Origin of the sequence: Bacillus sp. 95MFCvi2.1 (assembly GCF_000374965.1) — a bacterium.
GTDB classification, from domain to species: Bacteria; Bacillota; Bacilli; order Bacillales; family Bacillaceae_G; genus Bacillus_A; species Bacillus_A pseudomycoides.
On the sequence record NZ_KB895711.1, the window covers coordinates 58,515 to 81,474 of the forward strand.

General features: G+C 36.2%; 28 protein-coding genes. 15 read left to right on the top strand and 13 right to left on the bottom strand.

Annotated features, from left to right (window positions below; translation table 11 throughout):
* Window positions 1-155: 155 nt before the first annotated feature.
* Together C568_RS0123345 and C568_RS0123350 are read right to left on the bottom strand one after the other, a co-directional pair.
* Window positions 156-2,729: an FtsX-like permease family protein gene (locus C568_RS0123345; protein ID WP_018782864.1), complete on the bottom strand. Its 2,574-nt coding sequence runs from the start codon at window positions 2,727-2,729 to the stop codon at window positions 156-158.
* Complete coding sequence (locus C568_RS0123350) at window positions 2,713-3,501, bottom strand: ABC transporter ATP-binding protein (RefSeq protein WP_003201505.1); 789 nt, start codon at window positions 3,499-3,501, stop codon at window positions 2,713-2,715. Before C568_RS0123350 ends, C568_RS0123345 begins: the two co-directional genes overlap by 17 nt.
* Window positions 3,502-3,760: 259 nt before the next feature.
* On the opposite strand from C568_RS0123350, the gene C568_RS0123355 reads away from it, so the two are divergent.
* On the top strand, window positions 3,761-4,345 hold the full coding sequence (locus tag C568_RS0123355) for an NAD(P)H-dependent oxidoreductase (RefSeq protein WP_018782865.1): 585 nt from the start codon (window positions 3,761-3,763) through the stop codon (window positions 4,343-4,345).
* A 569-nt stretch (window positions 4,346-4,914) separates the two neighbouring features.
* Here C568_RS0123355 and C568_RS0123360 read toward each other — a convergent pair.
* The 3 genes from C568_RS0123360 to C568_RS0123370 all read right to left on the bottom strand — a co-directional run bounded on the left by C568_RS0123360 (window position 4,915) and on the right by C568_RS0123370 (window position 6,932).
* Entirely contained in the window at window positions 4,915-5,679 is a 765-nt protein-coding gene (locus C568_RS0123360; RefSeq protein WP_003208886.1) for a TIGR01457 family HAD-type hydrolase, read from the bottom strand.
* 98 nt (window positions 5,680-5,777) lie between these two features.
* Complete coding sequence (locus C568_RS0123365; RefSeq protein WP_018782866.1) at window positions 5,778-6,410, bottom strand: helix-turn-helix transcriptional regulator; 633 nt, start codon at window positions 6,408-6,410, stop codon at window positions 5,778-5,780.
* A gap of 81 nt (window positions 6,411-6,491) precedes the next feature.
* Window positions 6,492-6,932: a DUF86 domain-containing protein gene (locus tag C568_RS0123370; protein WP_003201498.1), complete on the bottom strand. Its 441-nt coding sequence runs from the start codon at window positions 6,930-6,932 to the stop codon at window positions 6,492-6,494.
* Between the two features lie 147 nt (window positions 6,933-7,079).
* Here C568_RS0123370 and glpX point away from each other — a divergent pair, with 147 nt between their 5' ends.
* The 4 genes from glpX to C568_RS0123390 all read left to right on the top strand — a co-directional run bounded on the left by glpX (window position 7,080) and on the right by C568_RS0123390 (window position 9,739).
* Window positions 7,080-8,051: a class II fructose-bisphosphatase gene (gene glpX, locus C568_RS0123375; RefSeq protein WP_003208882.1), complete on the top strand. Its 972-nt coding sequence runs from the start codon at window positions 7,080-7,082 to the stop codon at window positions 8,049-8,051.
* 18 nt (window positions 8,052-8,069) lie between these two features.
* A complete protein-coding gene (locus C568_RS0123380; RefSeq protein ID WP_018782867.1) occupies window positions 8,070-8,336 on the top strand; it encodes a DUF3055 domain-containing protein in 267 nt (88 codons plus the stop codon).
* A 375-nt stretch (window positions 8,337-8,711) separates the two neighbouring features.
* Complete coding sequence (locus C568_RS0123385; RefSeq protein ID WP_018782868.1) at window positions 8,712-9,212, top strand: S4 domain-containing protein; 501 nt, start codon at window positions 8,712-8,714, stop codon at window positions 9,210-9,212.
* 11 nt (window positions 9,213-9,223) lie between these two features.
* Window positions 9,224-9,739: a GNAT family N-acetyltransferase gene (locus C568_RS0123390; protein ID WP_006096415.1), complete on the top strand. Its 516-nt coding sequence runs from the start codon at window positions 9,224-9,226 to the stop codon at window positions 9,737-9,739.
* A 39-nt stretch (window positions 9,740-9,778) separates the two neighbouring features.
* On the opposite strand, the gene C568_RS0123395 is transcribed toward C568_RS0123390, so the two are convergent.
* Window positions 9,779-10,051 carry a YutD family protein gene (locus C568_RS0123395; RefSeq protein ID WP_371388589.1) on the bottom strand — a complete coding sequence of 91 codons (273 nt, stop codon included), beginning with the start codon at window positions 10,049-10,051 and terminating at the stop codon, window positions 9,779-9,781.
* 148 nt (window positions 10,052-10,199) lie between these two features.
* On the opposite strand from C568_RS0123395, the gene C568_RS0123400 reads away from it, so the two are divergent.
* Window positions 10,200-10,778 carry a YhcN/YlaJ family sporulation lipoprotein gene (locus C568_RS0123400; protein WP_016112382.1) on the top strand — a complete coding sequence of 193 codons (579 nt, stop codon included), beginning with the start codon at window positions 10,200-10,202 and terminating at the stop codon, window positions 10,776-10,778.
* A 40-nt stretch (window positions 10,779-10,818) separates the two neighbouring features.
* On the opposite strand, the gene C568_RS0123405 is transcribed toward C568_RS0123400, so the two are convergent.
* Window positions 10,819-11,553, bottom strand: coding sequence for a MerR family transcriptional regulator (locus C568_RS0123405; protein WP_018782869.1), 735 nt, complete (start codon window positions 11,551-11,553; stop codon window positions 10,819-10,821).
* A gap of 167 nt (window positions 11,554-11,720) precedes the next feature.
* On the opposite strand from C568_RS0123405, the gene C568_RS0123410 reads away from it, so the two are divergent.
* The 4 genes from C568_RS0123410 to C568_RS0123425 all read left to right on the top strand — a co-directional run bounded on the left by C568_RS0123410 (window position 11,721) and on the right by C568_RS0123425 (window position 14,394).
* Entirely contained in the window at window positions 11,721-12,500 is a 780-nt protein-coding gene (locus C568_RS0123410; protein WP_018782870.1) for a YhfC family intramembrane metalloprotease, read from the top strand.
* 89 nt (window positions 12,501-12,589) lie between these two features.
* Complete coding sequence (locus C568_RS0123415; RefSeq protein WP_029427661.1) at window positions 12,590-13,159, top strand: histidine phosphatase family protein; 570 nt, start codon at window positions 12,590-12,592, stop codon at window positions 13,157-13,159.
* Window positions 13,160-13,187: 28 nt separating this feature from the next.
* A complete protein-coding gene (locus C568_RS0123420; RefSeq protein WP_080740350.1) occupies window positions 13,188-13,898 on the top strand; it encodes an N-acetyltransferase in 711 nt (236 codons plus the stop codon).
* A 19-nt stretch (window positions 13,899-13,917) separates the two neighbouring features.
* A complete protein-coding gene (locus C568_RS0123425) occupies window positions 13,918-14,394 on the top strand; it encodes a YbaK/EbsC family protein (protein WP_003201661.1) in 477 nt (158 codons plus the stop codon).
* Between the two features lie 97 nt (window positions 14,395-14,491).
* On the opposite strand, the gene lipA is transcribed toward C568_RS0123425, so the two are convergent.
* On the bottom strand, window positions 14,492-15,388 hold the full coding sequence (gene lipA / locus C568_RS0123430) for a lipoyl synthase (protein WP_003201659.1): 897 nt from the start codon (window positions 15,386-15,388) through the stop codon (window positions 14,492-14,494).
* A 190-nt stretch (window positions 15,389-15,578) separates the two neighbouring features.
* On the opposite strand from lipA, the gene C568_RS0123435 reads away from it, so the two are divergent.
* Window positions 15,579-16,577 (top strand): M23 family metallopeptidase, encoded by a 999-nt coding sequence (locus C568_RS0123435; RefSeq protein ID WP_018782873.1) that lies wholly within the window; start codon window positions 15,579-15,581, stop codon window positions 16,575-16,577.
* Between the two features lie 158 nt (window positions 16,578-16,735).
* Here the strand turns inward: C568_RS0123435 and yunB are convergent, their stop codons facing one another.
* The 3 genes from yunB to C568_RS0123450 form a co-directional block, all read right to left on the bottom strand.
* The gene (yunB, locus tag C568_RS0123440; protein ID WP_003201655.1) at window positions 16,736-17,473 is read right to left on the bottom strand and encodes a sporulation protein YunB; all 738 of its coding nucleotides are present in this window, start codon (window positions 17,471-17,473) and stop codon (window positions 16,736-16,738) included.
* Window positions 17,474-17,528: 55 nt separating this feature from the next.
* Window positions 17,529-17,831: a YunC family protein gene (locus tag C568_RS0123445; RefSeq protein WP_003201652.1), complete on the bottom strand. Its 303-nt coding sequence runs from the start codon at window positions 17,829-17,831 to the stop codon at window positions 17,529-17,531.
* 67 nt (window positions 17,832-17,898) lie between these two features.
* The gene (locus C568_RS0123450) at window positions 17,899-19,314 is read right to left on the bottom strand and encodes a bifunctional metallophosphatase/5'-nucleotidase (protein ID WP_331271564.1); all 1,416 of its coding nucleotides are present in this window, start codon (window positions 19,312-19,314) and stop codon (window positions 17,899-17,901) included.
* A gap of 170 nt (window positions 19,315-19,484) precedes the next feature.
* On the opposite strand from C568_RS0123450, the gene C568_RS0123455 reads away from it, so the two are divergent.
* Window positions 19,485-19,778 carry a hypothetical protein gene (locus C568_RS0123455; RefSeq protein ID WP_141522328.1) on the top strand — a complete coding sequence of 98 codons (294 nt, stop codon included), beginning with the start codon at window positions 19,485-19,487 and terminating at the stop codon, window positions 19,776-19,778.
* Between the two features lie 126 nt (window positions 19,779-19,904).
* On the opposite strand, the gene C568_RS36150 is transcribed toward C568_RS0123455, so the two are convergent.
* On the bottom strand, window positions 19,905-20,039 hold the full coding sequence (locus C568_RS36150; RefSeq protein WP_003201647.1) for a hypothetical protein: 135 nt from the start codon (window positions 20,037-20,039) through the stop codon (window positions 19,905-19,907).
* A gap of 351 nt (window positions 20,040-20,390) precedes the next feature.
* Here C568_RS36150 and C568_RS0123465 point away from each other — a divergent pair, with 351 nt between their 5' ends.
* The 3 genes from C568_RS0123465 to C568_RS0123475 are packed head-to-tail and all read left to right on the top strand — an operon-like array spanning window position 20,391 to window position 22,232.
* A complete protein-coding gene (locus tag C568_RS0123465) occupies window positions 20,391-20,762 on the top strand; it encodes a GntR family transcriptional regulator (RefSeq protein ID WP_003208951.1) in 372 nt (123 codons plus the stop codon).
* Between the two features lie 5 nt (window positions 20,763-20,767).
* Window positions 20,768-21,634, top strand: a complete 867-nt coding sequence (locus C568_RS0123470) for an ABC transporter ATP-binding protein (RefSeq protein WP_018782876.1) — start codon at window positions 20,768-20,770, stop codon at window positions 21,632-21,634.
* Window positions 21,627-22,232, top strand: coding sequence for an ABC-2 transporter permease (locus tag C568_RS0123475; RefSeq protein WP_018782877.1), 606 nt, complete (start codon window positions 21,627-21,629; stop codon window positions 22,230-22,232). Before C568_RS0123470 ends, C568_RS0123475 begins: the two co-directional genes overlap by 8 nt.
* Window positions 22,233-22,571: 339 nt before the next feature.
* Here C568_RS0123475 and C568_RS31140 read toward each other — a convergent pair.
* A partial coding sequence (locus C568_RS31140; RefSeq protein ID WP_018782878.1) for a thiol-activated cytolysin C-terminal domain-containing protein occupies window positions 22,572-22,960 on the bottom strand: 389 nt, incomplete at its 5' end.

Sequence of the window (22,960 nt, forward strand, 5' to 3'; positions counted from 1 at the left end):
CACCTCCACTTTCAAGTCCTTACTATTACTTTATAACGTGGAGTTAGTTAATTTATAGTAGTTAAAAATACTGAAAAAACAGAAGTAATTTTTATTATTTCATAGAACGATTTAACCAAACTCACAAAAAAAAACCGCTATAAAAGCGGTCTTTCTTACGCTGATAATTCCTTGAGCGTATCACTTAGTTTAAATTTTCTTAACTGGGATGAAGCAATCATTGCTGCACTTGTTCCGAGTATAACGCTCGCTGCAGCCAGTAATAAAACTTGATTGTATGGAATCGTAATAACGGTTAGTTCTAAACTCGTTAAGACAATATAGCTAAAAATCACACCGCCTCCAATTCCTATACATCCAGCTATTGCACCGAGTAATGTACCTTCTAGCCATACAATTCTTCGCATTTGCCCAGGAATTGCTCCTACTGCACGAATCATACTTATTTCAGCGCGTCTTTCATGTAAACTTGCCACAATCGCATTCATTAAGCCAATACCCGAAATAACAAAAATAATTACAACCAATAAACGAATGAGCATAACCATTTGAGATAACAATTGTTCTTGCTCTTTTAATAAATCGGTACTATTTATAACCTCTATATTATCTTTACCATTTGTTATCTTTGTTACTTTCTTCTTAATTGTTTCAAAAGGTACCTTAGAGTCTGTCATAATTTGAATCGATTCATATCCTTTTACATGAAACATATTTCGCGCCCATTGTTCATTTACGAAGACATAAGTACTTTGCATTCTCAAGTTTTTCTCGATAATAGAAACGACTTTAATAGACTGTTTTTGCTTCCCTTTCCCTTGCACTTCAATCGTATCATGTAGCTTAATCCCTAAATTTTTTGCTGTTTCTTTTGTAATTACTCCTTCTCCATCTTTTAATGGAGTACTCAAGTTTTGACCAGAAATAACTTTCATCTTGGTCACCTTTTGAAACGCTGTAATATCAGTACCCACAACTTCCATCGCATCATAATTATATTTATTTTTCTTCATAAATTCGTACCATTCTTGATTTGCTTCTTTAAAGTCATAATTTACAAGTTTAGATGTGGAATCAGAGGCTGCTCCGACAATTTCTTTTACCCCTTTAACGTCTTGTATCTTTCCTAGCCAATTAAATGGGATATTTTCAATTCCTTGTGACTCCATTGGAACACGAATGACTAAATCTGCTGGTAAATTCTTTTGTAATCCTTGCTTCATTCCTTCATACATCGCATTCACATACATCGTTCCAACTAGAGATAACATAAATCCAAATGCTAGAATTGCGACTGAAACAGCTGCCTTTTTACGATAACGAATGACATTTCGGCTACTAATTGTTGTCTCAATGCGAAATATCGTTTGAAATGGTTTAGCGATAACTGACGTAATCACACGAATCAACAATGGAATTGTAAACAATAAACCAATTGCAAATAAAATTGCTCCAATCGCACTTGGATTAAAGCCAATATATTTTTCAACAACTGTTCCACTTAAACCAATTACGATACCTGCCATTAAAACAATAAGACTGAAGATACTCCATTTCCGTTCTTTCTTTTGATTGCTCGGAAGTCCTGGTCTTAAAGCTTGAACTGGTGGTATTTTTCTTACCATAAATGCCGGTATGGCTGCACCTATTACAGACATGATAATCCCTAGTAAAAATGTAATGAATAAAATCTCAAATGAAATAGAAAATGATTCTTGCCCTGTACTTTCTACATTCACCCACATGTTAATAAAAGAAGCTGCGAGCTGCTGTGTGCTAGCACCAAGTACAACTCCTACTAACGAACCAATCGTTCCAATACATAATGCTTCTAATAAAACAACGAAAATGACTTGATTTGGATTACTACCAATCGCACGTAATAAAGCCCATTGTTTAAAGCGACTTCTTACAGATAAGAAGAAGCTTCCCATAATCAAAAGCGCTACAACAAATAAAGCAATTCCACCTAAACTAAAGACTAATGGCTTCATCACATTTAATCTTTCTAATGCTTTATCTACATATGTACGCTGATCTATTTTAATATTTTCAAATTTTTTATTCACATCACTAGCAATCATTCTCTTCACATTGACATCAGATGTTTTCACTTGAACAAGGTTAAATTGACCTTGTAAGTTTAATTCCTGTTGCATCCAAGTAATTGGAAAATATGCGCTATGTCCCATTGCTGCCATCAATGGTGGATTCAAAATCCCTACAACTCTCACATTTTTTTCACCATGCGGTGGAAAAGGCAGACGAATCATATCTCCTACTTTTATATTCTCTCGATCTGTATACCCTTTCGTAAGTGCTACTTCCGCTCCTTCTTTCGGATATCGCCCTTCTGTAATTTTATAAGAACGCATATCGGGAGAATCTTGTTCCACACCCCAATACGATGGTTTGCCAGAAAGCTCTTTATAATTTGGTAACGGATAAGGAATAAGTACTTTTGATATTTTTTCCGCACTTTCAAAACCATTCAGTTCTTTTAATTTTTTATCTTTTAAATACACATCATTTTTAATATAACCAAATTGCAAATCATAATCACCATAACGACTCACAACCTGCTCTTTAACACTTTGTTCTACAGACTGATTTCCTAGTAGTAACATTGTTGCTAACATAACGCCTAAAGCAGCCCCAAGAGCGATTAACATGTTCCTTAGCCAATTCTGTCTAATAGACTTGGCCGCATATTTAATTATCCAAGACATCGCTCTTATCACCTACCTTAAAGTGCCGATTCATAATCTCTTGAATGTGCGTAACTTGCTGCGGAATATGCCGGAATTTCCATCCTTTACTTTCGGCATGTTCATGAATTACTTCACCATCTAGTAAGAAAACAACTTTATCTGCATGAGCGGCTACAAACGGGTCATGCGTTACAACAACTGCCGTTTGCCCCAATTCATCACAAGCATTACGAAGAGCCGCAATGATATTTTTGCTATTTTCAGAATCCAACGCTCCTGTCGGTTCATCTGCTAATATAATAGCTGGTTCATTGGCAAATGCTCTCGCAATGGCAACCCTTTGCTGCTGGCCACCTGATAATTGCGATGGTAAGTACTGTTCTTTCCCTTTTAAACCAACAAGCTCTAATAAACGCTTTGCCGCTGTTGTCGCCTTCTTCTGCGGGACATTATCTAACAGTAACGGTAATCCCACATTTTCTTCCGCATTAAATACTGGTATTAAATTAAACTGCTGAAAAATAAAACCTATTTTATGCCTCCGAAACAACGCGAGTTCTTTTTCTTTTAATGATGAAATTTCAGTACCATCTACTCGAATGCTTCCCGTCGTCGGAATATCTAATCCTCCAAGCAACTGTAAAAGAGTGGTTTTCCCCGACCCACTCGCTCCCATAATACAAACGAAATCACCTTTTTGGATTTGGAGATTAATCCTCTTTAATATCTTTACCTTACTATCACCAATATCAAATGATTTTTCTACCCCTTCAATTTCAATGATATTCATTTTTTATACCCCTTTTTTTCATTTAATTATCTTTATATTAAATATATATTCTGCTGCGAAACCAATCTTCCTATCACACTGTACTTGTATTGTAATATAAATATATTTTGAAACATACTTCGCAAAATAGCACATCTCACATTTTCTAATAAGAATTTGAATTTCTTGATTTCCCCCTCGATTCGTAACCATAATAGTTACAATAATATTTTCTTTTTAAGAAAAACTATCAACATATCCACAAATAGGAGGAATAAACATGAAACATCTAATCGTTTATGCACACCCAAATCCACAAAGCTTCAATCATGCGATTTTAGAAACAGTAAAAAGTGAACTTGAAGAAAAAGGTCATGAAGTACGTGTTCGCGATTTATATGAACTAAATTTCAATCCAGTATTAGCAGCTTCTGATTTTGTTTCCTTTTCTCAAGGAAATACACCAGCTGATATTAAAGAAGAACAAGAACATATCACTTGGGCTGATAACATCACATTTATTTATCCAGTGTGGTGGGCAGGTCTTCCAGCAATCTTAAAAGGATATGTTGATCGTGTATTTAGCCACGGCTTTGCGTACGCTTATGGTGAAAATGGAATTGAAAAGTTACTAAGCAGTAAAAAAGGATTGCTACTATCCACAATGGGAAATACAAAAGAAGCTTATACAGCAAGCGGTATGTTTGATGCAATGAAGAAAACAACTGATGCTGGAATCTTTGAATTTACAGGAATTGAAACGTTAGAGCACACATTCTATACGAGTGTCCCTTCTGTGGATGACGGCGCGAGAAAACAATATCTTGAAGAAGTAAAAGAAGTAGTGAATCGTTTATTAGGGTAAGATGAAACTTCCATCAGTGAGGTTAACGCAGAGTGACATGCTGATTTAATTTTCTCAATAACGGATATGACTGAACATGGTAAAATAGTAAATAAGATAGGAGTCCTAATACATATGTGGTTTTCAAGTCAAAAAAAGACACTCGAAAGGGTGTCTTTTTAACATCCGCATATAGCTAGTACAAACAAAACGAATAGAATAATTACTATGGATATTCCAAAATTGAATGTAATTGTATGATCCATATCCCTTCCCCTTCTCGCAAATCCATTTATAAAAAATATTATTAAAGTAAAAAAGACACTCAAGTGAGTGTTTTTCAGCAGCTAAATCCACCTTCCCAGCAGCTGTATAATCCCTACTTTAGTAAGTGCTCAAAACAGTAAGCTGTGGATATTTTGACGGATTTACATTACTGTATGTTGATTAACGATGAGTGAGCAGGTCTTTTTCTATAATTTAAACAATGAATGTAATTTTAATATACACTTACGCCCATCCCTACTTAAATCGAATTACAGCCTTCATTCAGCAAAAAACAAGCAATCTAAAAGATTGCCTGTCCACTATTACATCTTCTCAATCCACTCTGTCAAGTTATGCACAACTTGTGTTGGCTGCACGTCATACTCTGTTAACTTCTCCACAGTTGTGACTCCAGTGTGGACAAGAAGTGTATGCATACCAGCATTTATCCCCGCTAAAATGTCAGTATCATAGTTATCCCCAACCATTAGCGCTTCTTCTTTCGCCATGCCAAGTACTTTTAGTGCTTGTTCCATAATAATGGATTCTGGTTTTCCGATAAAGATTGGCTCTACACCTGTTGACACTGTTACAACAGATGTTAAGGAACCGTTTCCAGGTAATAAACCACGCTCAGTTGGAATGGCAATATCTCCATTTGTTGAAATAAATGTCGCACCATTACGTACTGCAAGACATGCTTTCGCTAGCTTTTCATATGTAATTTCGCGATCTAATCCAACAACGACAAAGTCAGGATTTTCATCCACAAGTTTGAATCCTTTTTCTACAAGTGCGTCATGCAATCCTTCTTCACCAATCATATACACAGACGCATCTTGTTTACGCTCATAAATAAAGTTTGCTGTTGCCATGCTTGTTGTAAATACTTGCTCTGGTTTAGCTGGAATATCGAAACGAACAAGCTTTTCTGCCACTTGCTCTGGTTTACGCGTTGAGTTATTCGTTACAAACAAATAGGGAATGCCGCGCTCCTGTAGTGCTTTTACAAAGTCGCTTGCTTCTTCAATTTGTTCTTCACCGCGATACATTGTACCATCTAAGTCGATTAAATAGCCTTTATACATCCATCTGTCTCTCCTTTTTTTCTAGCGTTCATACCCTTCTTATATTAACCGCTTTTTCCAAAGAAAAAAACGCTTTGTCTAAAAGCGTCCCATAACGTTCATTTTTTCTCTTGTATGTGATACGAACAGTGACAGTCACCATTGCACATATTTGATAACACTTTCACTTTTTCATCAGAAAACAACCGCTTATACATACTTTCTTCCTCCAAACAAAGCTGTGGATATTTTTCAGCAACAGCCTTTAATGGACAATTTTGTTTTTGTAATATGTACGAGTTTTCTCCCTCTTGCTTCACTTGTACCATATATCCCTTTTTCTCTTGGATAACAGCAACTTCCCGAAGCTTCTGCCATACATTATCTTGTCTGCTGATTCGCTTTTGTAATTGCTCCTCCATCCGATTCGTTCTCGCTTTTAAAATAGCATTAACAAGTGTTTCATCACCGATTGACTCTAAATCCTCTAACACTTCTAAAGCAAATTGCTTATAATCTTTCGGAAACGAATCTTCTCCTTTTTGACTTAGGTCGTATACATATGTTGGCCTTCCCACATGTTGACGCACCATTTTCGACTGAATGATTTTTTCTTTCTCAAGCTTACTTAAATGACGACGTACTGCCATCTCCGTAATCTCTAAAGATTCAGCTAACGATGCAACTGTTTGTTCGCCATTTATTTTTAAAAGCTGTACAATTTCTTCCTTCGTTGTACGTGCTTCCTCCATTTCTCATCCTTCTCCCTTTTGAGCCGTTCCCATAGACAAAAAAGACCCCCAAAAAGGTTAATGGGGATCTTATCCATGCGCTTATTCTGCTACAAATGCAGATACAGGTCCTAATTCCTTTTCTAAGTAACGGCGAATATTCGCAGGGTATTTTTGTACCACGGCAATTTGTTTTTGAATCGTTGTATATAATTCTTCATGGTTCATTTGAATATAATCTTGCATAAGCATTTTCCGAAGAACAATCACTTCTTTTATCCCTTTTCCTTCTTCCTCACTTATGACTTTTTCGTCCATTAAAATATCAATAATATCTTCATAACTCCCTGGATCACGCATAATAAATCCATCAATCATTGCATTTCCAACATCTAGTATGCAATCAATGATGAGATGCGACATACGCTCTAATGCGTAATATTCAAAATCCGTTTCATATTCTTGCTTCTCTTGAAATGTATCTACTACTTGTTCTAAACATGCTAACATTTGCTCTATTTTTTTTCTGTCTACAAAGTACATGAATGTCACCTACCTGGAAATTAAAGCATTTACATTTTAATTGTAACCGTTTCTTCTGAAAAAATCGACAATTTTTCGAATTCACCTTTCACGCGTTATTTGTTATAGTTATAACTGTATGATTTTTGAAATTGGAGGAATGTCACCTTGGAACGTGAACTCGCATTAGAAATTGTCCGTGTAACAGAAGCAGCAGCCTTAGCATCCGCACAATGGATGGGCCGCGGAAAGAAAAACGAAGCAGATGATGCAGCAACTACCGCTATGCGTGATATGTTTGATTCAGTAAACATGGCAGGTACTGTTGTAATTGGTGAAGGAGAACTTGATGAAGCACCAATGTTATATATTGGTGAAGAACTAGGAACAGGTAACGGTCCAGAAGTAGATATCGCCGTTGATCCATTAGAAGGGACAAACATCGTTGCAAAAGGTCTTGCAAATGCAATGGCAGTTATTGCAGTCGCAGATAAAGGAAACCTTCTTCATGCTCCGGATATGTACATGGAAAAAATCGCGGTTGGTCCAAAAGCAGCTGGTAAGATTAGCTTAGATGATCCAATTGAAAAAACAATTGAAATTGTAGCAGAAGCAAACAATAAGAAAATTCGTGACCTAACGGTTATCATCCAAGAACGTGAACGTCATCAAGATATTATTGACCGTGTTCGCGCAAAAGGTGCACGTGTAAAACTATTCGGTGATGGAGATGTTGGTGCGTCAATCGCAACAGCTCTTCCAGGAACAGGGATTGACTTATTCGTTGGTATTGGCGGCGCTCCAGAAGGCGTTATCTCTGCAGCAGCACTAAAATGTCTTGAAGGCGAAATGCAAGCACGCTTAGTTCCAATGAACGAAGAAGAAGAAGCACGTTGCCGTAAAATGGGATTAGAAGACCCTCGTCAACTTCTTATGTTAAATGACTTAGTATCTGGTGACGACGCAATCTTCTCAGCAACAGGCGTATCTGCTGGCGAGTTATTAGATGGTGTGAAATTCCTTGGCGGAGACTTAGCAGAAACATATTCTATCGTTATGCGCTACAAAACAAGAACAGTACGCTTTATTAAAACACATCACCATTTAGATCATAAGCCTCACTTAAACTTAGATATTTAAAAAAGGAGCCTGTGTAGTATGGAAGAACGTTTCTTTCTTTACGACGATACAGTCGATACAAAAACGCGTTTCGTTAGCTTTATGGGAGAAAATGAGCGCCACGATTTAGCGCTTTTATATTCCGATCGCCATTACAGTAAAACAATTGTCCTTGATATGCAGCGTAATAAATTTGCAATCATCGGCACTGACGATTTAAACGAACCTGGCTACTTAGAGCACGCTTTTTCTGTCTCTGAAGAGATTGCAGAAGAACTTCGCTCATTCTTATTTGAACTTATATAATATTATGGCACCAGCTACCTTGATAGCTGGTGTTTTTTATATATAACAAAGTTTTGAATTTTCAATCTTTTATGTTATACTTATGAACAAATCTATTTGGAAGAAAGGACGTCTACTACGTATGCCAACATTTACTTTGTAATGGATCAGCAACTGAATAGCATTACTCTCAAAAAAGCTATGTGCTTTGTCAAGGGAGTAGTCTGTTCATTTCCCATTACAAAGGAACGTAGCACATCTGTAGTATGATGTTTTACGGAGGTTCCTCTTAAGGGAGAACCTCCTTTTATTTTTGCCTATTTCTTTCCCATTCATACTGCAAGACATCCAAATAGCTGTCTTACGTTCCTTTACCATCAAACGAGGTGAAGGAAAATGCAGAAAGTACAACTTTCTTGGAATTTATATGAAAATGAATTTGAAACGATAGTCGAAAAGCATTGTAAAAATTGCGGGCATACCACCCTTTTTACTGATACGAACATTCATAGGCATAACGCAAACGGAAAAAATATTTACCGCTTTGCCATTTATAAATGCCCGAAAGGACATACGTGGAACAAGAAACTTCACATTTATAAGTCTTTTTCTGATCATGTCGAAACGATCGATGTGTTTCAAAAAGAACAAGGTGAGATGATCACTACTATCTCGATTATGCAATATAAAGAAGCTGGCACTACAGAATTAGCCATTGTATTAGAAACAGTTTTTGGCTCTCATCGCATGGATAAAGCACTCGCTACGTATATTTCAGATTGGAGCCGCACCGCGATTGTAGACAGAATAAAAAACGGACACATTCAGTTGAATGGACAGAAGATGAAACCAAATACAACGCTTTCTGAAGGTGATCTTATTTCAATTTGCTTGTAAAGGGGACACATATGCTAAAAATAACAAAAGGTACACTTAACCTATTAGATAAGTTAGATGATATGTATGAGCAGTGTAAAACGGACCTACTCCAAAAACAAATTTACCAATGGGATGACTCTTATCCGACGCGAGAAACAATTTCCTACCACTTAGAAAATAATGAACTCTATTGTCTATGTAAAGATGATTCAATCGTTGGTGCCGTCATTTTGAATGAATGGCAGTCCCCAGAGTATACGCTTATTGACTGGTCAAAAACGGAAGGACGTTTTCTCATTGTCCACTCTTTTGTCATCCATCCAGTCGCACAAGGAAAAGGATATAGTAAAGAACTATTATCCTTTTGGGAAAATGAAGCACAGCAAAAGAACTATATCGGGATACGCTTAGATGCTTTCACAGGTAATCCTGTTTCCTTACGTTTATACGAAACAAATAATTATATATGCCGGGGCGCTGTTTATTTTTCAAGTAAACCAAAGCCCTATAATTGGTATAACTGCTATGAAAAAATACTTGATTAAAAAAAATTCCTCTTACGCCTATCGTAAGAGGAATTCTTTTTACTTCTTCACTTTTCGTAATACAAAGTGTGCACAACCAAAATTACAGTACTCGTATAAGTACTCCGATAATGTACTAATTTTCGTATCATATGTCGCACGTTGGTTACTATCATCAAAAAAACCGCGCAATCTGAGTTGATCGTAGCCCCAGTCACCAACGATATAATCATATTTATTTAAAATTTCTGCATAGCGCTCTTTAAATGCTTCTTCACGAAAACCGTTACGATAGTCTTTAATTACTTCGTATTGAACATTATTAATGCTCATTGTAGCATGAATCTCCTGCTTTTGCTCCATCATTAACTTCCTTTCTAAGCATTCTTCTTTTTATCGTATCACAAAGCCTAACAACCAACAATTTCAAATACAAAAAATTGAAAAGTAGTAAATGCTATGAAGAAGGAGGTGATACATCTTGAAAAAACAAATGATACTCTCTCTTCTCACGCTCTCTTTATTTGTAGGTTGCTACTCGACAAATAAAGCTGAAATGGAACATGAAAAAGGCAGCCGCGTTCTTGTCTCCAATAAAAACGACATGTATCATACAGAAAATACAAATACAAAGCTTACAAGAGTCGGATACTCCTCTAAACAAAAACATGAAGTATCTAACAAACAAGTGGGTGCCATTAACCGTGAGAAGGTAGCTGAAATGATTACAAGTATGACAGTAAATCTTCCGGATGTCACAAATGCTGCTACACTTGTGACCGATGACGAAGTATTTGTTGTATACAAAGCAAAAACAAACGATCCTGCTCTTGTAACAGATCAAGTATATAAAACAGCTTTATCCATCGTTCCTCGCTATTATAAAGCATATGTATCAACAGACCAAAAATTGATTACGCAAATTCAAGGTCTGCAATCTGGTACATTAAACAATAAAGAATATGAACAAAGCCTTGATATGCTAAAACGTGAAATGGGGAAAAATCCGCATTTGAATAATACGCAGAATCAAACATTAAATGACATGCTTAAAAAATAAAAAAGATGGTGGCTGCCCACTTGAGACAGCCCCATCTTTTTTATTTTTTACGGTTATCTGCGTATACCGCCATTGCATCGCACATAAACTGTGCTAAACCTTCTCCAAATTGGTCAATATTTTTTGTAAAACGTTCATCATCTACATACATTTCACCTAATCCTTTGAATGTCTCTAATGAATATTGACCGAAGTTTTGCAAGTAATCGTACCATTCTTGGATTGCTTCTTGTGCTTCTTTAGAATCAGGCGCGCCATTTCGAAGTGTAGCCAGCTTTCTATAAATGCCATTAAACTCTTCTTGCTTTTCTTTAGGCATGCCAGCTGCTGTCTTATTCGCTTTATCCACAGCTTCGTCTCCCCATCTCTCACGTGCTTCTTGCTCATATGGATTTTGGCTGAAATCAAATCCTTCAAATTTTTCTTTATTCGTCATTTGAATCTCTCCTTTTGTATGCTTAATTGTCTTATCAATTGTCGCAATCACCTTATCCAGTCTAGCTCGCTTCTCGAGCAGCATTTTCTTATGCAATTGAAGCGCTTCTTCCCGGTCAAATGAAGGACTCATGATAATTTCCTTAATCTTCTTTAAAGGGAAGCCAAGCTCTTTAAAAAATAAAATTTGCTGCAGTGTCTCTAGATTTTCATTGGAATACAGACGATACCCTGACTCTGTCGTCTCGTCTGGGGTTAACAACCCAATTTCATCATAATGATGCAGTGTGCGCACACTAATACCAACTAAATCAGCTACTTCTTTTACCCTCATTGTCATTGTTTCGCCTCCCTTCATACATACAATAAAGTATTACGTAACGTGAGAGTCAATAAAAAATGATTATTAAATTATGTGTTTTTTATGACTAAAAACTCCTCCACTCCACATTCCCTTAAAATTCAGGCATAATATATATGTACATATATTAGAAAGCGGTGAAAAATATGGTTTCAAATGCTGTAATTACCAGTATGATTGTGCAACTAGCGATTTCGGTTCTAGTTCCAATTATTGTACTTATTTATTTTCGAAAAAAATATCATATAAACTGGAAAGTTGTTGGTGTTGGGGTTCTTATCTTTATTGGATTTTCACAAATTCTCGAAACACCTTTTCACGTATTTATGCTGGGCAATCCAACAACATCGGAAATATTGAAAAACCCATTTCTTTATGCCATCTATGGTGGACTTACTGCCGCTATCTTTGAAGAAGCAGGTCGATTCATAGCCTTCTTCTATTTACTTAAGAAATATCAAGAATATAAAGATGGTTTAGCATATGGAATTGGACACGGAGGGATTGAATCTATTTCAATTGGGGCTCTAGCTAGTCTTCAAACTCTATACTTTGCTATTTCAATCAATAATGGAAGTTTTTCAAAACTTATTGAAAAGGCCCCTCAGCTCAGTCAAGTGCAAGATTTATTACTTAGCACTCCTTCCTATCTCTACCTACTTGGTAGCTTAGAAAGAATCTTAGCTTTGGTCTTACAAATCGCCTTCTCAATGCTTGTATTATACGGCGTAAAACATAAGAAATATATTTTTGTTATATATGCCGGCTTGTTCCATGCATTTATAGACTTCTTTGCAGCTCTTTATCAAAAACAAATTATCAACATATTTGTTGCAGAAGGAATCACGCTTATTTTTACGATTTGCGCTTTTATTCTTATTCGTAAAATGAAAGACAAATTAACAATTGAATCCGAAAAAAGCTAAGTCCATGTGGCTTAGCTTTTTTTGTATAGAGGATTTTTTTCCTATTTGTCGAAGTATGTATGGTCAACTTAAAAAATGAGGGATGGATTTTGAAAAAACTTATCGCAGTACGTCACTGCTCAGCAACTGGACAAGAACGAGATGCAGCACTAACAATTGCAGGGGAAAAGCAAGCACACTTTCTTGCTGATTTTCTCATACAAAATAACCTGCAAATAGAGTCCATTATTTCAAGTCCTTTTACTCGAGCCATTCAATCCATTGCACCATTTGCATTACGAACCAATCTACCCGTAGGCGAAGATGAGCGCCTAGAGGAACGCATATTAAGCAATAATCCAATGGAAGATTGGCTACAAAAACTAGAATATACTTTTACAAATATAGATATTGCCTTTTTAGGCGGAGAGTCAACAAAACAAGCGATGGACCGCGTTGCATCGCTTATTCAAGATATTTTACAACAAAAACACCAAGTAACATTACTTGTTACACATGGAAATTTATTAACGCTCATTTTAAAGTACTTTGATAATCGGATTGGTTTTCTAGCATGGAAAAACTTAAGCAATCCTGATATTTACGAAATTACAATTGATGAACAAACGACAATCCACAGATTGTGGGGAAAGACCGTTGAAAATTGTTACACGAGATAATATTGAACAAGAACATATCTGCTGTGCAATGTCAGACAAAAAAGTGAAACGTGGTGTCGAGCTAAAAAAAGAGTGGCTAAAGGATCGATTTGAAGAAGGACTTATGTTTAAAAAGCTAGATGTAAAAGGAAAGGTGTTCATTGAACACATTCCGGCTGAGTATGCATGGGTGCCTATCTCTGCACCAGGATACACATTCATCAATTGCTTTTGGGTATCGGGGCGTTTTAAAGGGCAAGGCTATGGTGCACAGCTCTTAGAAGAATGTATGCAAGATTCTAAAGCGAAAGGAAAGCATGGAATCGTTGTTATTTCAAGCAAGAAAAAACGCCCCTATTTATCAGATGGCGGCTACTTAAAGAAAAAAGGGTTTCAAGTATGTGATACAGCACCGCCTTATTTTGAATTACTTGTATACAAACTTGATCCAAATGCTCCTTCACCACATTTCACAGCAAGCGCCAAGGACATGAAGATTCCAAATCAAAACGGCTTGGTTGTCTATTATACAAATCAGTGTCCTTATACTGATTATTACATTCATCAAGAATTGGCCAATATCACTCAGCAATATCACATCCCTTTCAAATGCATTCAGTTGACATCGCGAGAAGATGCGCAGCATGCTCCTTGTGCCTTCACGACATATGGAGCTTTTTATAACGGAGAATTTTTAACACATGAAATTTTAAGTGCAAAAAAATTTGAAAAAGTCATGATGAACATGCAGCAAATATAGAAAGGAGCATTACAAAAATATGTACGAAGAAGTAATCTCTTTATTACATAAGACAAATGTTTCTTATGAAAAATTTGAACATGAACCAGTTCTCGATTATGAGACAGATCGTGTTGTTCGTGAACGCCTTGGCTTGCAGGGTGCTCCAAGTAAAAGCTTATTTTTAAAATCAAAATCTGGATCCTATTACGTTTTCTTCACATTGGAAGGAACTCGTCTCGAGAGAAACGAAATGAAGGAAATCACGGGGCAGCGCTTATCAATTTGTTCACCTGATGAACTAAGAGAACAAACAGGATGTATTCCGGGATGCGTCGCTCCTTTTGGCTATTCACAGAATGTAACAATTATTGTGGATAGTTCCGTCTATGCCTATGACAAAATTTTAATTACACCGGGTGTTCCGGAATTTACAATTGAATTATCCACAGAAGAATTGAAAAAGATTTTATCCACATGTCAAAATACCGTTTTAGAATATAGAAAAACAAATTGAAAAACTGCGGTAAAACTTCCTTTATTGTTTCCTATTTAGTTGTGTTTGAAGTAAAAAAATCCTTCTTAGTTTTCATGCTAAGAAGGATTTTTTACTATTATTTTGCTTGTGCTGTATTTTCTTTTGCAGAACGTACTTGCTCATCTGCATGGTAAGAAGAACGAACAAGCGGGCCAGCTTCACAGTGGCTAAATCCTTTGCTAAGAGCAATTTCTTTTAGCTCTGCAAATTCAGCTGGTGTGTAGTATTTAATAACTGGTAAATGTTTTTTAGATGGTTGTAGGTATTGTCCAAGTGTTAAAATATCCACATTGTTCGCACGTAAGTCGTCCATTGCTTCAATTAAATCTTCTCTTGTTTCACCCAGTCCCACCATAATGCTAGATTTAGTTGGAATATCAGGTTGCATTTCTTTCGCACGACGTAAAAACTCTAAGGAACGATCATATTTTGCTCTAGCGCGAACTCGGTCAGATAATCGACGTACTGTTTCAATGTTATGGTTTAAAATATCCGGTTTTGCATCCATTAACATTTTTAAATTTTCTTCTACCCCGCCCATATCAGATGGCAGTACTTCAATAGACGTGAATGGATTTTTGCGACGAACAGCGCGCACTGTTTCAGCAAAAACAGCAGCTCCGCCATCTTTCAAATCATCACGTGCAACCGCTGTTATAACAACGTGTTTTAAGCCCATGTGTACTACAGAATCTGCTACGCGTTCTGGCTCTTGTAAATCAAGCTCCGTTGGTAAGCCTGTTTTAACCGCACAAAAACGACAAGCACGTGTACAAACCGCACCTAAAATCATAAACGTTGCTGTTTTTCTTACAGCCCAGCATTCGTGAATATTCGGACATTTCGCCTCTTCACAAACGGTATGCAGCTGCTTAGAACGCATCATTTTCTTTAAGCCTGTATAGTTTTCATTTGTATTTAACTTAATTTTCAACCATTCGGGCTTGCGCTTATATTCTGTTTGTTTTGTCATGTTATCAACTCCGCACAATATGAAATAGTTTACCGTGTTCGCTTCTTTCAATGTAACATATCTATTCTAACGTATGAAAGCGATTTGCTCAAATGAAGATTCCAAGAATTTTTACCAATGATTTACTATAATGAAATATCTCGTATATCCCACACTAGAAAGAGTGATGTTGTGAAAGGAGTTTATTTTCATGCCTCGAAAGATTGCCTTATTGCTTTCTATTTGTTTTCTTCTTGGGCAAGGCCTTGCCTATGGTGAAGTGAATCAAAATCAAATATACGAAAAGCGCATGACACTATATAAAGAAACTGAAAAAGATGCTAATATTCCATGGTATTACTTAGCCGCAATTGATCAATATGAACGCAATATACGGAGCGTAAGAAAAGATATTCCGAAAAAGCCCGATGCTATCATATCAATTTACTTTAAACCAGAAATGTGGGCTGGACCTGCCAATGGTTCTACTAACGATACTCTTCCCCACACGATTTCTCTGTTTGGGGGGATTGGTTTAGATGGCGATAAAGATGGAATTGCAAATGCAAATAACGACCGAGACCTTTTGCATACAATGGCAACTATTATAAAAAAGCAAGGGACTTCAGAAGACCGTATTAAAATTATGCTCTGGGAATATTATAGACGTGCAAAAACGGTTGAATTAATTACCGAATATGCTCGAATCTATAAGCACTATGGTCGTATTAACTTAGAAGGGAATGCTTTCCCTCTTCCTGTCCATAGCGACAATAGCTACCGTAGTACATTTGGCGCTGGGCGGAGTTTTGGAGGAAGACGTATTCATGAAGGCACCGATATTTTCGCAAGGCACGGTGTACCAGTAAGATCTACCTGCTACGGCGTTATTGAAACAAAAGGTTGGAATCGCCTTGGTGGTTGGCGCATCGGCATTCGTGATTTATATAACAATTATCATTATTACGCACATTTAGGTGGCTTTTCTAAAGAAATACAGCTAGGACAAATTGTAGAGCCAGGAACCGTTCTTGGCTTCGTTGGTAACACAGGTTATGGACCTCCTGGTACAGCTGGAAAGTTCCCACCACACTTGCACTTTGGATTATATAAAGACAACGGGTATACAGAATGGGCTTTTGATCCGTATATGCATTTAAGTTTGTGGGAGCGGAAAGAACGTGCGAATTTAAAAAATAACCGTAGCTAATTGCTACGGTTGTTTCCTTTTAGGTCCTATAATGTCTTTTCAAACTTACTCATCCGTTATAATACATATTTTGTTAATCCTTTGCTTTATTCGATAAAATTTTCCATATTTTTTAGCATTAGCTTAAAAAAGCAATACAACATAAAAAAGCGAATGATTTAATCATCCGCTTTCTTCCCTTTACTATCTGGCATAACAACTCCGCCGCTTCCATAATAAGATGGTACCTCTCCTTGTACAATTCGCGTTGCAATTGGGATATTTTGTTTTACTGTAATTTCTTTTGTACGAAATGGAATAATTACCTGTAGCGTAACCTGTACCTCCATAACAACTTCAATCGCTGTATTGTTAATTCCATGCGGTTTTACATTTTGCTTAATATCCGTATTCACATGACCAATTGTTGTAAAATCAATCGGAATATTCGGCCCTAAATTACCAAGGAGTGCATTATCCGTTATGCGTCCAAGAGGAACAGACATTGACACTCCGCTCTCTTCTGGAAGACCGAGTGCCTTCATATCCCCCTTCTCCACTTGATGCAAATATTTCTCTATGTATGCAGTAGTCGATGTCAAAATCTCATTTACTTGCTTTGTATTTAAATCGATTGTGGATACTCTTCCATTCTTATCGTTTTGTACTTTCATTAATGAATCCACATCAAACCCTTCCTTAATTCGATCCTTTACCGCTTTCGTCATCACAACCGTTGCCATTTTATGTGTCTGCGTTTCTCCATATTTTATTAATGTAGGTTGAATACTTTTATTCACAATCCAGAATCCTTGTAAAGTTAACAATAAAAAAATGATAAACGAAATGAGTAGTACATGCCGAAAGGGGAGTGGTCCTTTTCGGAAACGCGAAGCTTTTGGACGAAATGTACGCATAAAAAAACCCTCCTTCTTATATCATTTCTATGCAAGAAAGAGGGACGATATATACCTATATCATTTTTAATAAAGCATCTTTTCCAATTGTTCCTGCTGGAATGCCTAGAGCCTCGGCTTCAGTCGTTACCGATTCAAGCGGCGCTTCAAGAAGCTGCTCAATCGTTCTCACACCAACTGCGCGGCCAGCAATAATACCTCGGTCCCCTAACTTCTCGTTTAATAGACCGACATCTAAAGCTCCACACATAATATATCCCTTATCGCTCATAACAGCCAGCAAATTTGTTTTCGGAAGCTTTACGCTAACCGCTATAAACGTATAGTTATCAATGATAATTGGTTCCACATTAACCATAGTTCACACACTCCTCTCTTTCTTATCTTTATGAAAAGAGAAAAATGAGTGTTACAGGTTAACTAGCCTATAGTTTGATGGAAGATGTATAAGTTATCAACATCTCTGTTAACACATCTCGCAATAACTCTGGCATATAATATTGTTTTTCAGAAAGTGTGGATAGTTCTGGGTATAAGTACCCGAATGTAAACATATCAATCGTTCCGACAGTGTATATACGTTCTAACTCTAATGATTCTCCATTAATCAATACATCTTCGAGTAAAATTTTATTTCCAGGAATCGTATCTAATGTAACTTCCAGGCCATCATAAATCATTTTCCCCATAACTTTCCCGCGAAAACCAAGGCCTTTCACCTCAAGTTGTTCCATATTTGGACGACGTGCTTTTAAAATAACATCTCGTAATGTTTTTCCTTTTACTTTTAGTGCACATGGATTAATAGGATGTGGACAAATGCGGTGGATATCTCCGCGCGTTACAATTCCTTCTTCTAATCCTTCTAATAACACACCCGCATTGACCATCCCAATTTCCGCATTACACCATTTGTTTAATGCACTTGCTAACATACGGGAAATTTGTGTCTCCTGGAACCAATCAATCGGCAATGGTTCTTTTAACTCAACAATCGGATCTGCCATAATGAGTTCGCTTTCTTTCTCTAACGCTTCAATCGTCGGCAATGACTCTCCGTAAGCTGACAGACGATTTGTACGAATCGCTCTCCCATCCTTTTCTGTCACTCTTTTTGTCTCTAGATCCACCGTTAGCTGAACATGTCCGACATAATGCCCCCACTTTTCTCCACAGCAAAGCAAAGTCCCATTCACAAGAACACCACGCTCAAACAAATGATGCGTATGTGCCCCTAAAATAACATCAATATCATAATGCTCTGCCATATACTCATCTGCATTCTTTCCAAGATGAGAAAGAACAACAGTAACATCAGCTTTTTCTTTCACTTCTTCTAAAATTACTTCCAAATGTGCAATCGGATCTTCAATATGCCAATCCAGCATTTCATAGAACTCTGGATAAGCTACCGTTAAGCCGATAAAAGCAATCGTAACTCCATCTGCAGTTGTATGCAGCTTGTACGGTTTTGCCCAATTAGGACGCGTTCCATTTCTTTCAAATAAATTAGCTACAAGCACCTCAAAATTCGCTTCATCATATAAATGTTCAAGATGCTCCTTCGCTAATGTAATTCCTTCGTTATTTCCAATCGTTACATAATCATATAACGCTTCGTTTAATAATTTCGTATTGCCCTTTCCATTCGTTGCTTCCGTTATACGATGAAAACGATCCACATGATCGCCAATATCTAATGTGAAAACAGATTCTCCTGCTTTTTGTCTGCGCTTTTTCTCTTCTTGTACAAACCGAGAAATTTGCGGCCAGTTTTCAAAATGACTATGTATATCGTTTGTATGATAAAGGTGAATGATTGTTTCTTTATTTATATCCAGAGAAAAAACCTCCTCTCAATTCCTTACTGCCTTTTACGCTATCTACTTGCAATAATCCTGTAAATACTTTTCGCCTTTTCTTGCTATTTTACATTGTACTCTGATTGGGGAAAAAAGCAAAAAGATACCTTTTAATTAGAAAATTTCCACACTAAAATGGATGTATGGAGGTGATTCCTTTGTTTAACAAATATAGCTTTCTCTCTCTGTGGGTTACATTAGCTGGAGTTGTTTCATTTTCACTCAGTTATGCCCTTGCAGCAAATTTAAGTTTTTTACCAATCATTTTCTTTTTTATTAGCACCGCTTGCATCATCCTCGGCCTCATATTCAGCATGATAGCTATAAACAAGAACGAACCAAGCAAATGGAAGTTTGTCGGTATTTTTGTTCCACTTCTAGCTGTTATTTTCATATTACTCATCCCTGTTCTTATTGGAGCATTTGGATTTAGGGAACCGTAAAAGCGCCCATCGTACGACTTTAACACTTTGGAATTTTCACGGTACAGCTAACAAAACTCTTTATCTTTTTTGAATACTTAGACCGTTTAAACAGAAGCTATCCCATATACTGGGATAGCTTCTGTTTTAGAAAATAAAGAAAAGATAAGTTGTAATAAATGTTGCTGCAATATAAATGCTTTCTTTTACAATTCCCCATACTTTTTTCTCCATGCTCCTTTCGCAAATTGCTTCATATGTTCCACCTCCCGTTATTCCCATTTATCTATTTTTTAGAAATTCCTTAAAAATTTTTAAGAGGATTTCTAAATGTTTTAACTACACATAATAGACGTTTGCATTCACACTTATAACATTCTTGATACGCTGTCTAAAATAAAGTGAAATTTTAATCAGTGGGAATTTTCTTCATCCCCCACTGATTATTAGTTGAACCAATCGAGCTTTTACGGGATAAATTTGAATATACTCACTCCCATGATTAAACCTACTATTCATTTACATGAGTACCCTTTACAAAAAAAAAATCTGGAAAATCATTGCATTTTTGATATAAAATTTATATATTGTATATAGAGTGTATATACAATATAAAGACTAAGAGGGATTTGCATGCAGATAATTATTTCAAACAGTTCTAAGGAGCCGATTTACGAACAAATTACCAATCAAATAAAATCACTAATTTTGAGTGGTGATTTAAAAGAGGGAACGACACTCCCATCAATGCGCCAGCTCGCCAAGGATTTGCAAGTCAGTATTATTACGACAAAGCGCGCGTATGAGGAGCTAGAAAGAACAGGATTTATTTATTCGATTGTAGGTAAGGGCTCTTTTGTTGCTGAACAAAATTTAGATGTAGTACGTGAGAAAAAATTAAAAGTTATTGAAGAACAGTTATTGTCTGTCATTACGAATAGTAAGGAAATTGGGCTACCCTTAACGGAACTGCGAGAATTATTAACTATTTTATATGAGGAGTAAAATGTATGGAGAATATAGTAGAGCTACACAATGTTAGTAAAACATTTCAAGGTTTTTCGATAGAGCAATTAAATTTACAAATCAAAAAAGGATTTGTAACAGGCTTCATTGGCGCAAATGGTGCTGGGAAGTCGACAGCCATTAAAATGATGATGAACTTATTAAAGCCAGATGCAGGTGAGATTAAAATTTTCGGCTTAGACTACGCATCACACGAAAAGGAAATTAAGGAGCGCATCGGTTTTGTTTTTGATAGTAACGTATTTTATGAGGGCTTAACTCTAAAGGATATTAAGCGAATGGTCGCACCCGCTTACAAAAATTGGGACGAGATGATATTTAAGCAGTATGTAGAGCAGTTTGAACTGCCGATGAATAAAGCGATTAAAACTTTTTCAAAAGGTATGCAGATGAAGGCTTCATTAGCACTTTCTCTATCACATCATGCTGAGTTGATTATTATGGATGAGCCAACAGCAGGTTTAGACCCAATTTTTAGACGTGAGTTACTCAATTTACTGCATGAATTAATGCTTGATGGCAATCGCACAATTTTCTTCTCTACACATATTACGACGGATTTAGATCGCATCGCTGATTTTATTGCCTTTTTAAAAAAGGGACAATTAATGTTTAATCAGTCAATTCATGAGGTGGAAGAAAACTATGCATTAGTAAAAGGCAGTACGGACTTATTAGATCGCGATACAGAAAAAGCCTTTATGCATATTCATCGTGCACCGACTGGCTTTGAGGCATTAACAAATAATGTAGCTGAAGTTGAACAAATTTTTGGTAATGAGGTTATGATTGAACGCGCCTCATTAGAAGATATTATGTATTACTCGAAAGGAGTAGGGCACCATGCTTAATTTAATCAAGCGCGATTTAATTTTACAGAAGAAACAATTACTAGTTTATTTAGGCTTCATTATCTTTTTTATTGTGATGAACAAGCACCCTATTTTAATATTTACGATTGCAAGTATTTTGATTCCATTTAATACGCATGCCTATGATGCAAAGGCAGAAACAAATATTTTATTAAATTCTTTGCCATATACACGTAAGGAAATTGTCGCTTCACGTTATATTGGAGCAATTGTTTACATGTTGTTGGCAATTGCTGTAACAAGCGCAATGCTTATCATCTTCCAAAAGTCATTTACTGTAGAGCATATTGTAATGGGCAATGCATTATTTTTGCTATTTGCAGCCATTACATTTCCACTATTTTATCAATTTAAACAAGATCATATGCTTTTGATTATTATGGCTTTATTTTTAGTATTAACTGCTTTTGGTCCAGGTGCTGTACAATTTCTTGCAACAGAGTTTAGTACCGTTACTGATACTATTTTCAGCTTATCTATACCTACTTTGTATGCCATAGCTACGATGATTATCGTATGTGCTTATATCATTTCATGTGGGGTATCATTAATCATTTATCAACGTAAAGCATTTTAATTCAGAATTTTCCGTATTGTACAATAAAATAAAAATTGAATATGTTACCTTTTTGAAGGAGCAAAATCCGGTGAGATTTCATCGGATTTTATTTATGTACGAAAATTAATTTCAAAATATTTTTTGTATAACATATCTAATATCATCGTAAGTGATTTGTTAAATTTAAAATTAAACTAATTTTATTTTCAGTATAGATGGGATACAAATATTGATGTGACGGGATTTTTAAAATATTATCCTTTACATTGTACTCTCATTGAATGAAAAGATAACTAAGGCGTATACATCACCTTAGTTATCTGTCGTTACATCATAATCATATAGTACCTCTATTAACTAATGACTAATATTAGCACTTGGGTATAATGTCGTTCCTCCAATTGAAACTTTCATTTCATTTGTTAATGGAACATTTTGTTCATTAATAATTGTTCTCCACCATTCCCATGCAAGACCTGTACATTCTCTTGCTACAACTTTTACATTTTTTGAATTCGGCGGAAGTGGTATAACTGTATTGAAATGAGCAGTTCTGTCTCTGTTGTTTCCTTCCCAAGTTTTATGGGTTAGTACTTCTTTTCCATTTTGATCATATGAGACTTCATCCCAAGATACATCAAATTGAGCAACATATCCACCAGTATGATCAAGCGTCATTTTAGCACTAGAATATTCTGTAGTTGTAGTCTCAATATAATCTGTATTGTTATGAACAGCAGCAGTTG

Bases quoted from the DNA above. Each gene is read 5' to 3' on its own strand.
- C568_RS0123435 (WP_018782873.1), top strand. From the start codon at position 15,579: ATGCCTCGAAAGATTGCCTTATTGCTTTCTATTTGTTTTCTTCTTGGG.
- C568_RS0123420 (WP_080740350.1), top strand. From the start codon at position 13,188: ATGTCAGACAAAAAAGTGAAACGTGGTGTCGAGCTAAAAAAAGAGTGG.
- C568_RS0123395 (WP_371388589.1), bottom strand. From the start codon at position 10,051: ATGAGCATTAATAATGTTCAATACGAAGTAATTAAAGACTATCGTAAC.
- C568_RS0123365 (WP_018782866.1), bottom strand. From the start codon at position 6,410: ATGGAGGAAGCACGTACAACGAAGGAAGAAATTGTACAGCTTTTAAAA.
- yunB (WP_003201655.1), bottom strand. From the start codon at position 17,473: ATGCGTACATTTCGTCCAAAAGCTTCGCGTTTCCGAAAAGGACCACTC.
- C568_RS0123405 (WP_018782869.1), bottom strand. From the start codon at position 11,553: ATGACAATGAGGGTAAAAGAAGTAGCTGATTTAGTTGGTATTAGTGTG.
- C568_RS0123470 (WP_018782876.1), top strand. From the start codon at position 20,768: ATGGAGAATATAGTAGAGCTACACAATGTTAGTAAAACATTTCAAGGT.
- C568_RS0123425 (WP_003201661.1), top strand. From the start codon at position 13,918: ATGTACGAAGAAGTAATCTCTTTATTACATAAGACAAATGTTTCTTAT.
- C568_RS0123345 (WP_018782864.1), bottom strand. From the start codon at position 2,729: ATGTCTTGGATAATTAAATATGCGGCCAAGTCTATTAGACAGAATTGG.
- C568_RS0123380 (WP_018782867.1), top strand. From the start codon at position 8,070: ATGGAAGAACGTTTCTTTCTTTACGACGATACAGTCGATACAAAAACG.
- C568_RS0123465 (WP_003208951.1), top strand. From the start codon at position 20,391: ATGCAGATAATTATTTCAAACAGTTCTAAGGAGCCGATTTACGAACAA.
- C568_RS0123410 (WP_018782870.1), top strand. From the start codon at position 11,721: ATGGTTTCAAATGCTGTAATTACCAGTATGATTGTGCAACTAGCGATT.
- C568_RS0123385 (WP_018782868.1), top strand. From the start codon at position 8,712: ATGCAGAAAGTACAACTTTCTTGGAATTTATATGAAAATGAATTTGAA.
- lipA (WP_003201659.1), bottom strand. From the start codon at position 15,388: ATGACAAAACAAACAGAATATAAGCGCAAGCCCGAATGGTTGAAAATT.
- C568_RS0123370 (WP_003201498.1), bottom strand. From the start codon at position 6,932: ATGTACTTTGTAGACAGAAAAAAAATAGAGCAAATGTTAGCATGTTTA.
- C568_RS0123475 (WP_018782877.1), top strand. From the start codon at position 21,627: ATGCTTAATTTAATCAAGCGCGATTTAATTTTACAGAAGAAACAATTA.
- C568_RS0123355 (WP_018782865.1), top strand. From the start codon at position 3,761: ATGAAACATCTAATCGTTTATGCACACCCAAATCCACAAAGCTTCAAT.
- C568_RS0123360 (WP_003208886.1), bottom strand. From the start codon at position 5,679: ATGTATAAAGGCTATTTAATCGACTTAGATGGTACAATGTATCGCGGT.
- C568_RS0123390 (WP_006096415.1), top strand. From the start codon at position 9,224: ATGCTAAAAATAACAAAAGGTACACTTAACCTATTAGATAAGTTAGAT.
- C568_RS0123350 (WP_003201505.1), bottom strand. From the start codon at position 3,501: ATGAATATCATTGAAATTGAAGGGGTAGAAAAATCATTTGATATTGGT.
- C568_RS36150 (WP_003201647.1), bottom strand. From the start codon at position 20,039: ATGGGAATAACGGGAGGTGGAACATATGAAGCAATTTGCGAAAGGAGC.
- C568_RS0123445 (WP_003201652.1), bottom strand. From the start codon at position 17,831: ATGGTTAATGTGGAACCAATTATCATTGATAACTATACGTTTATAGCG.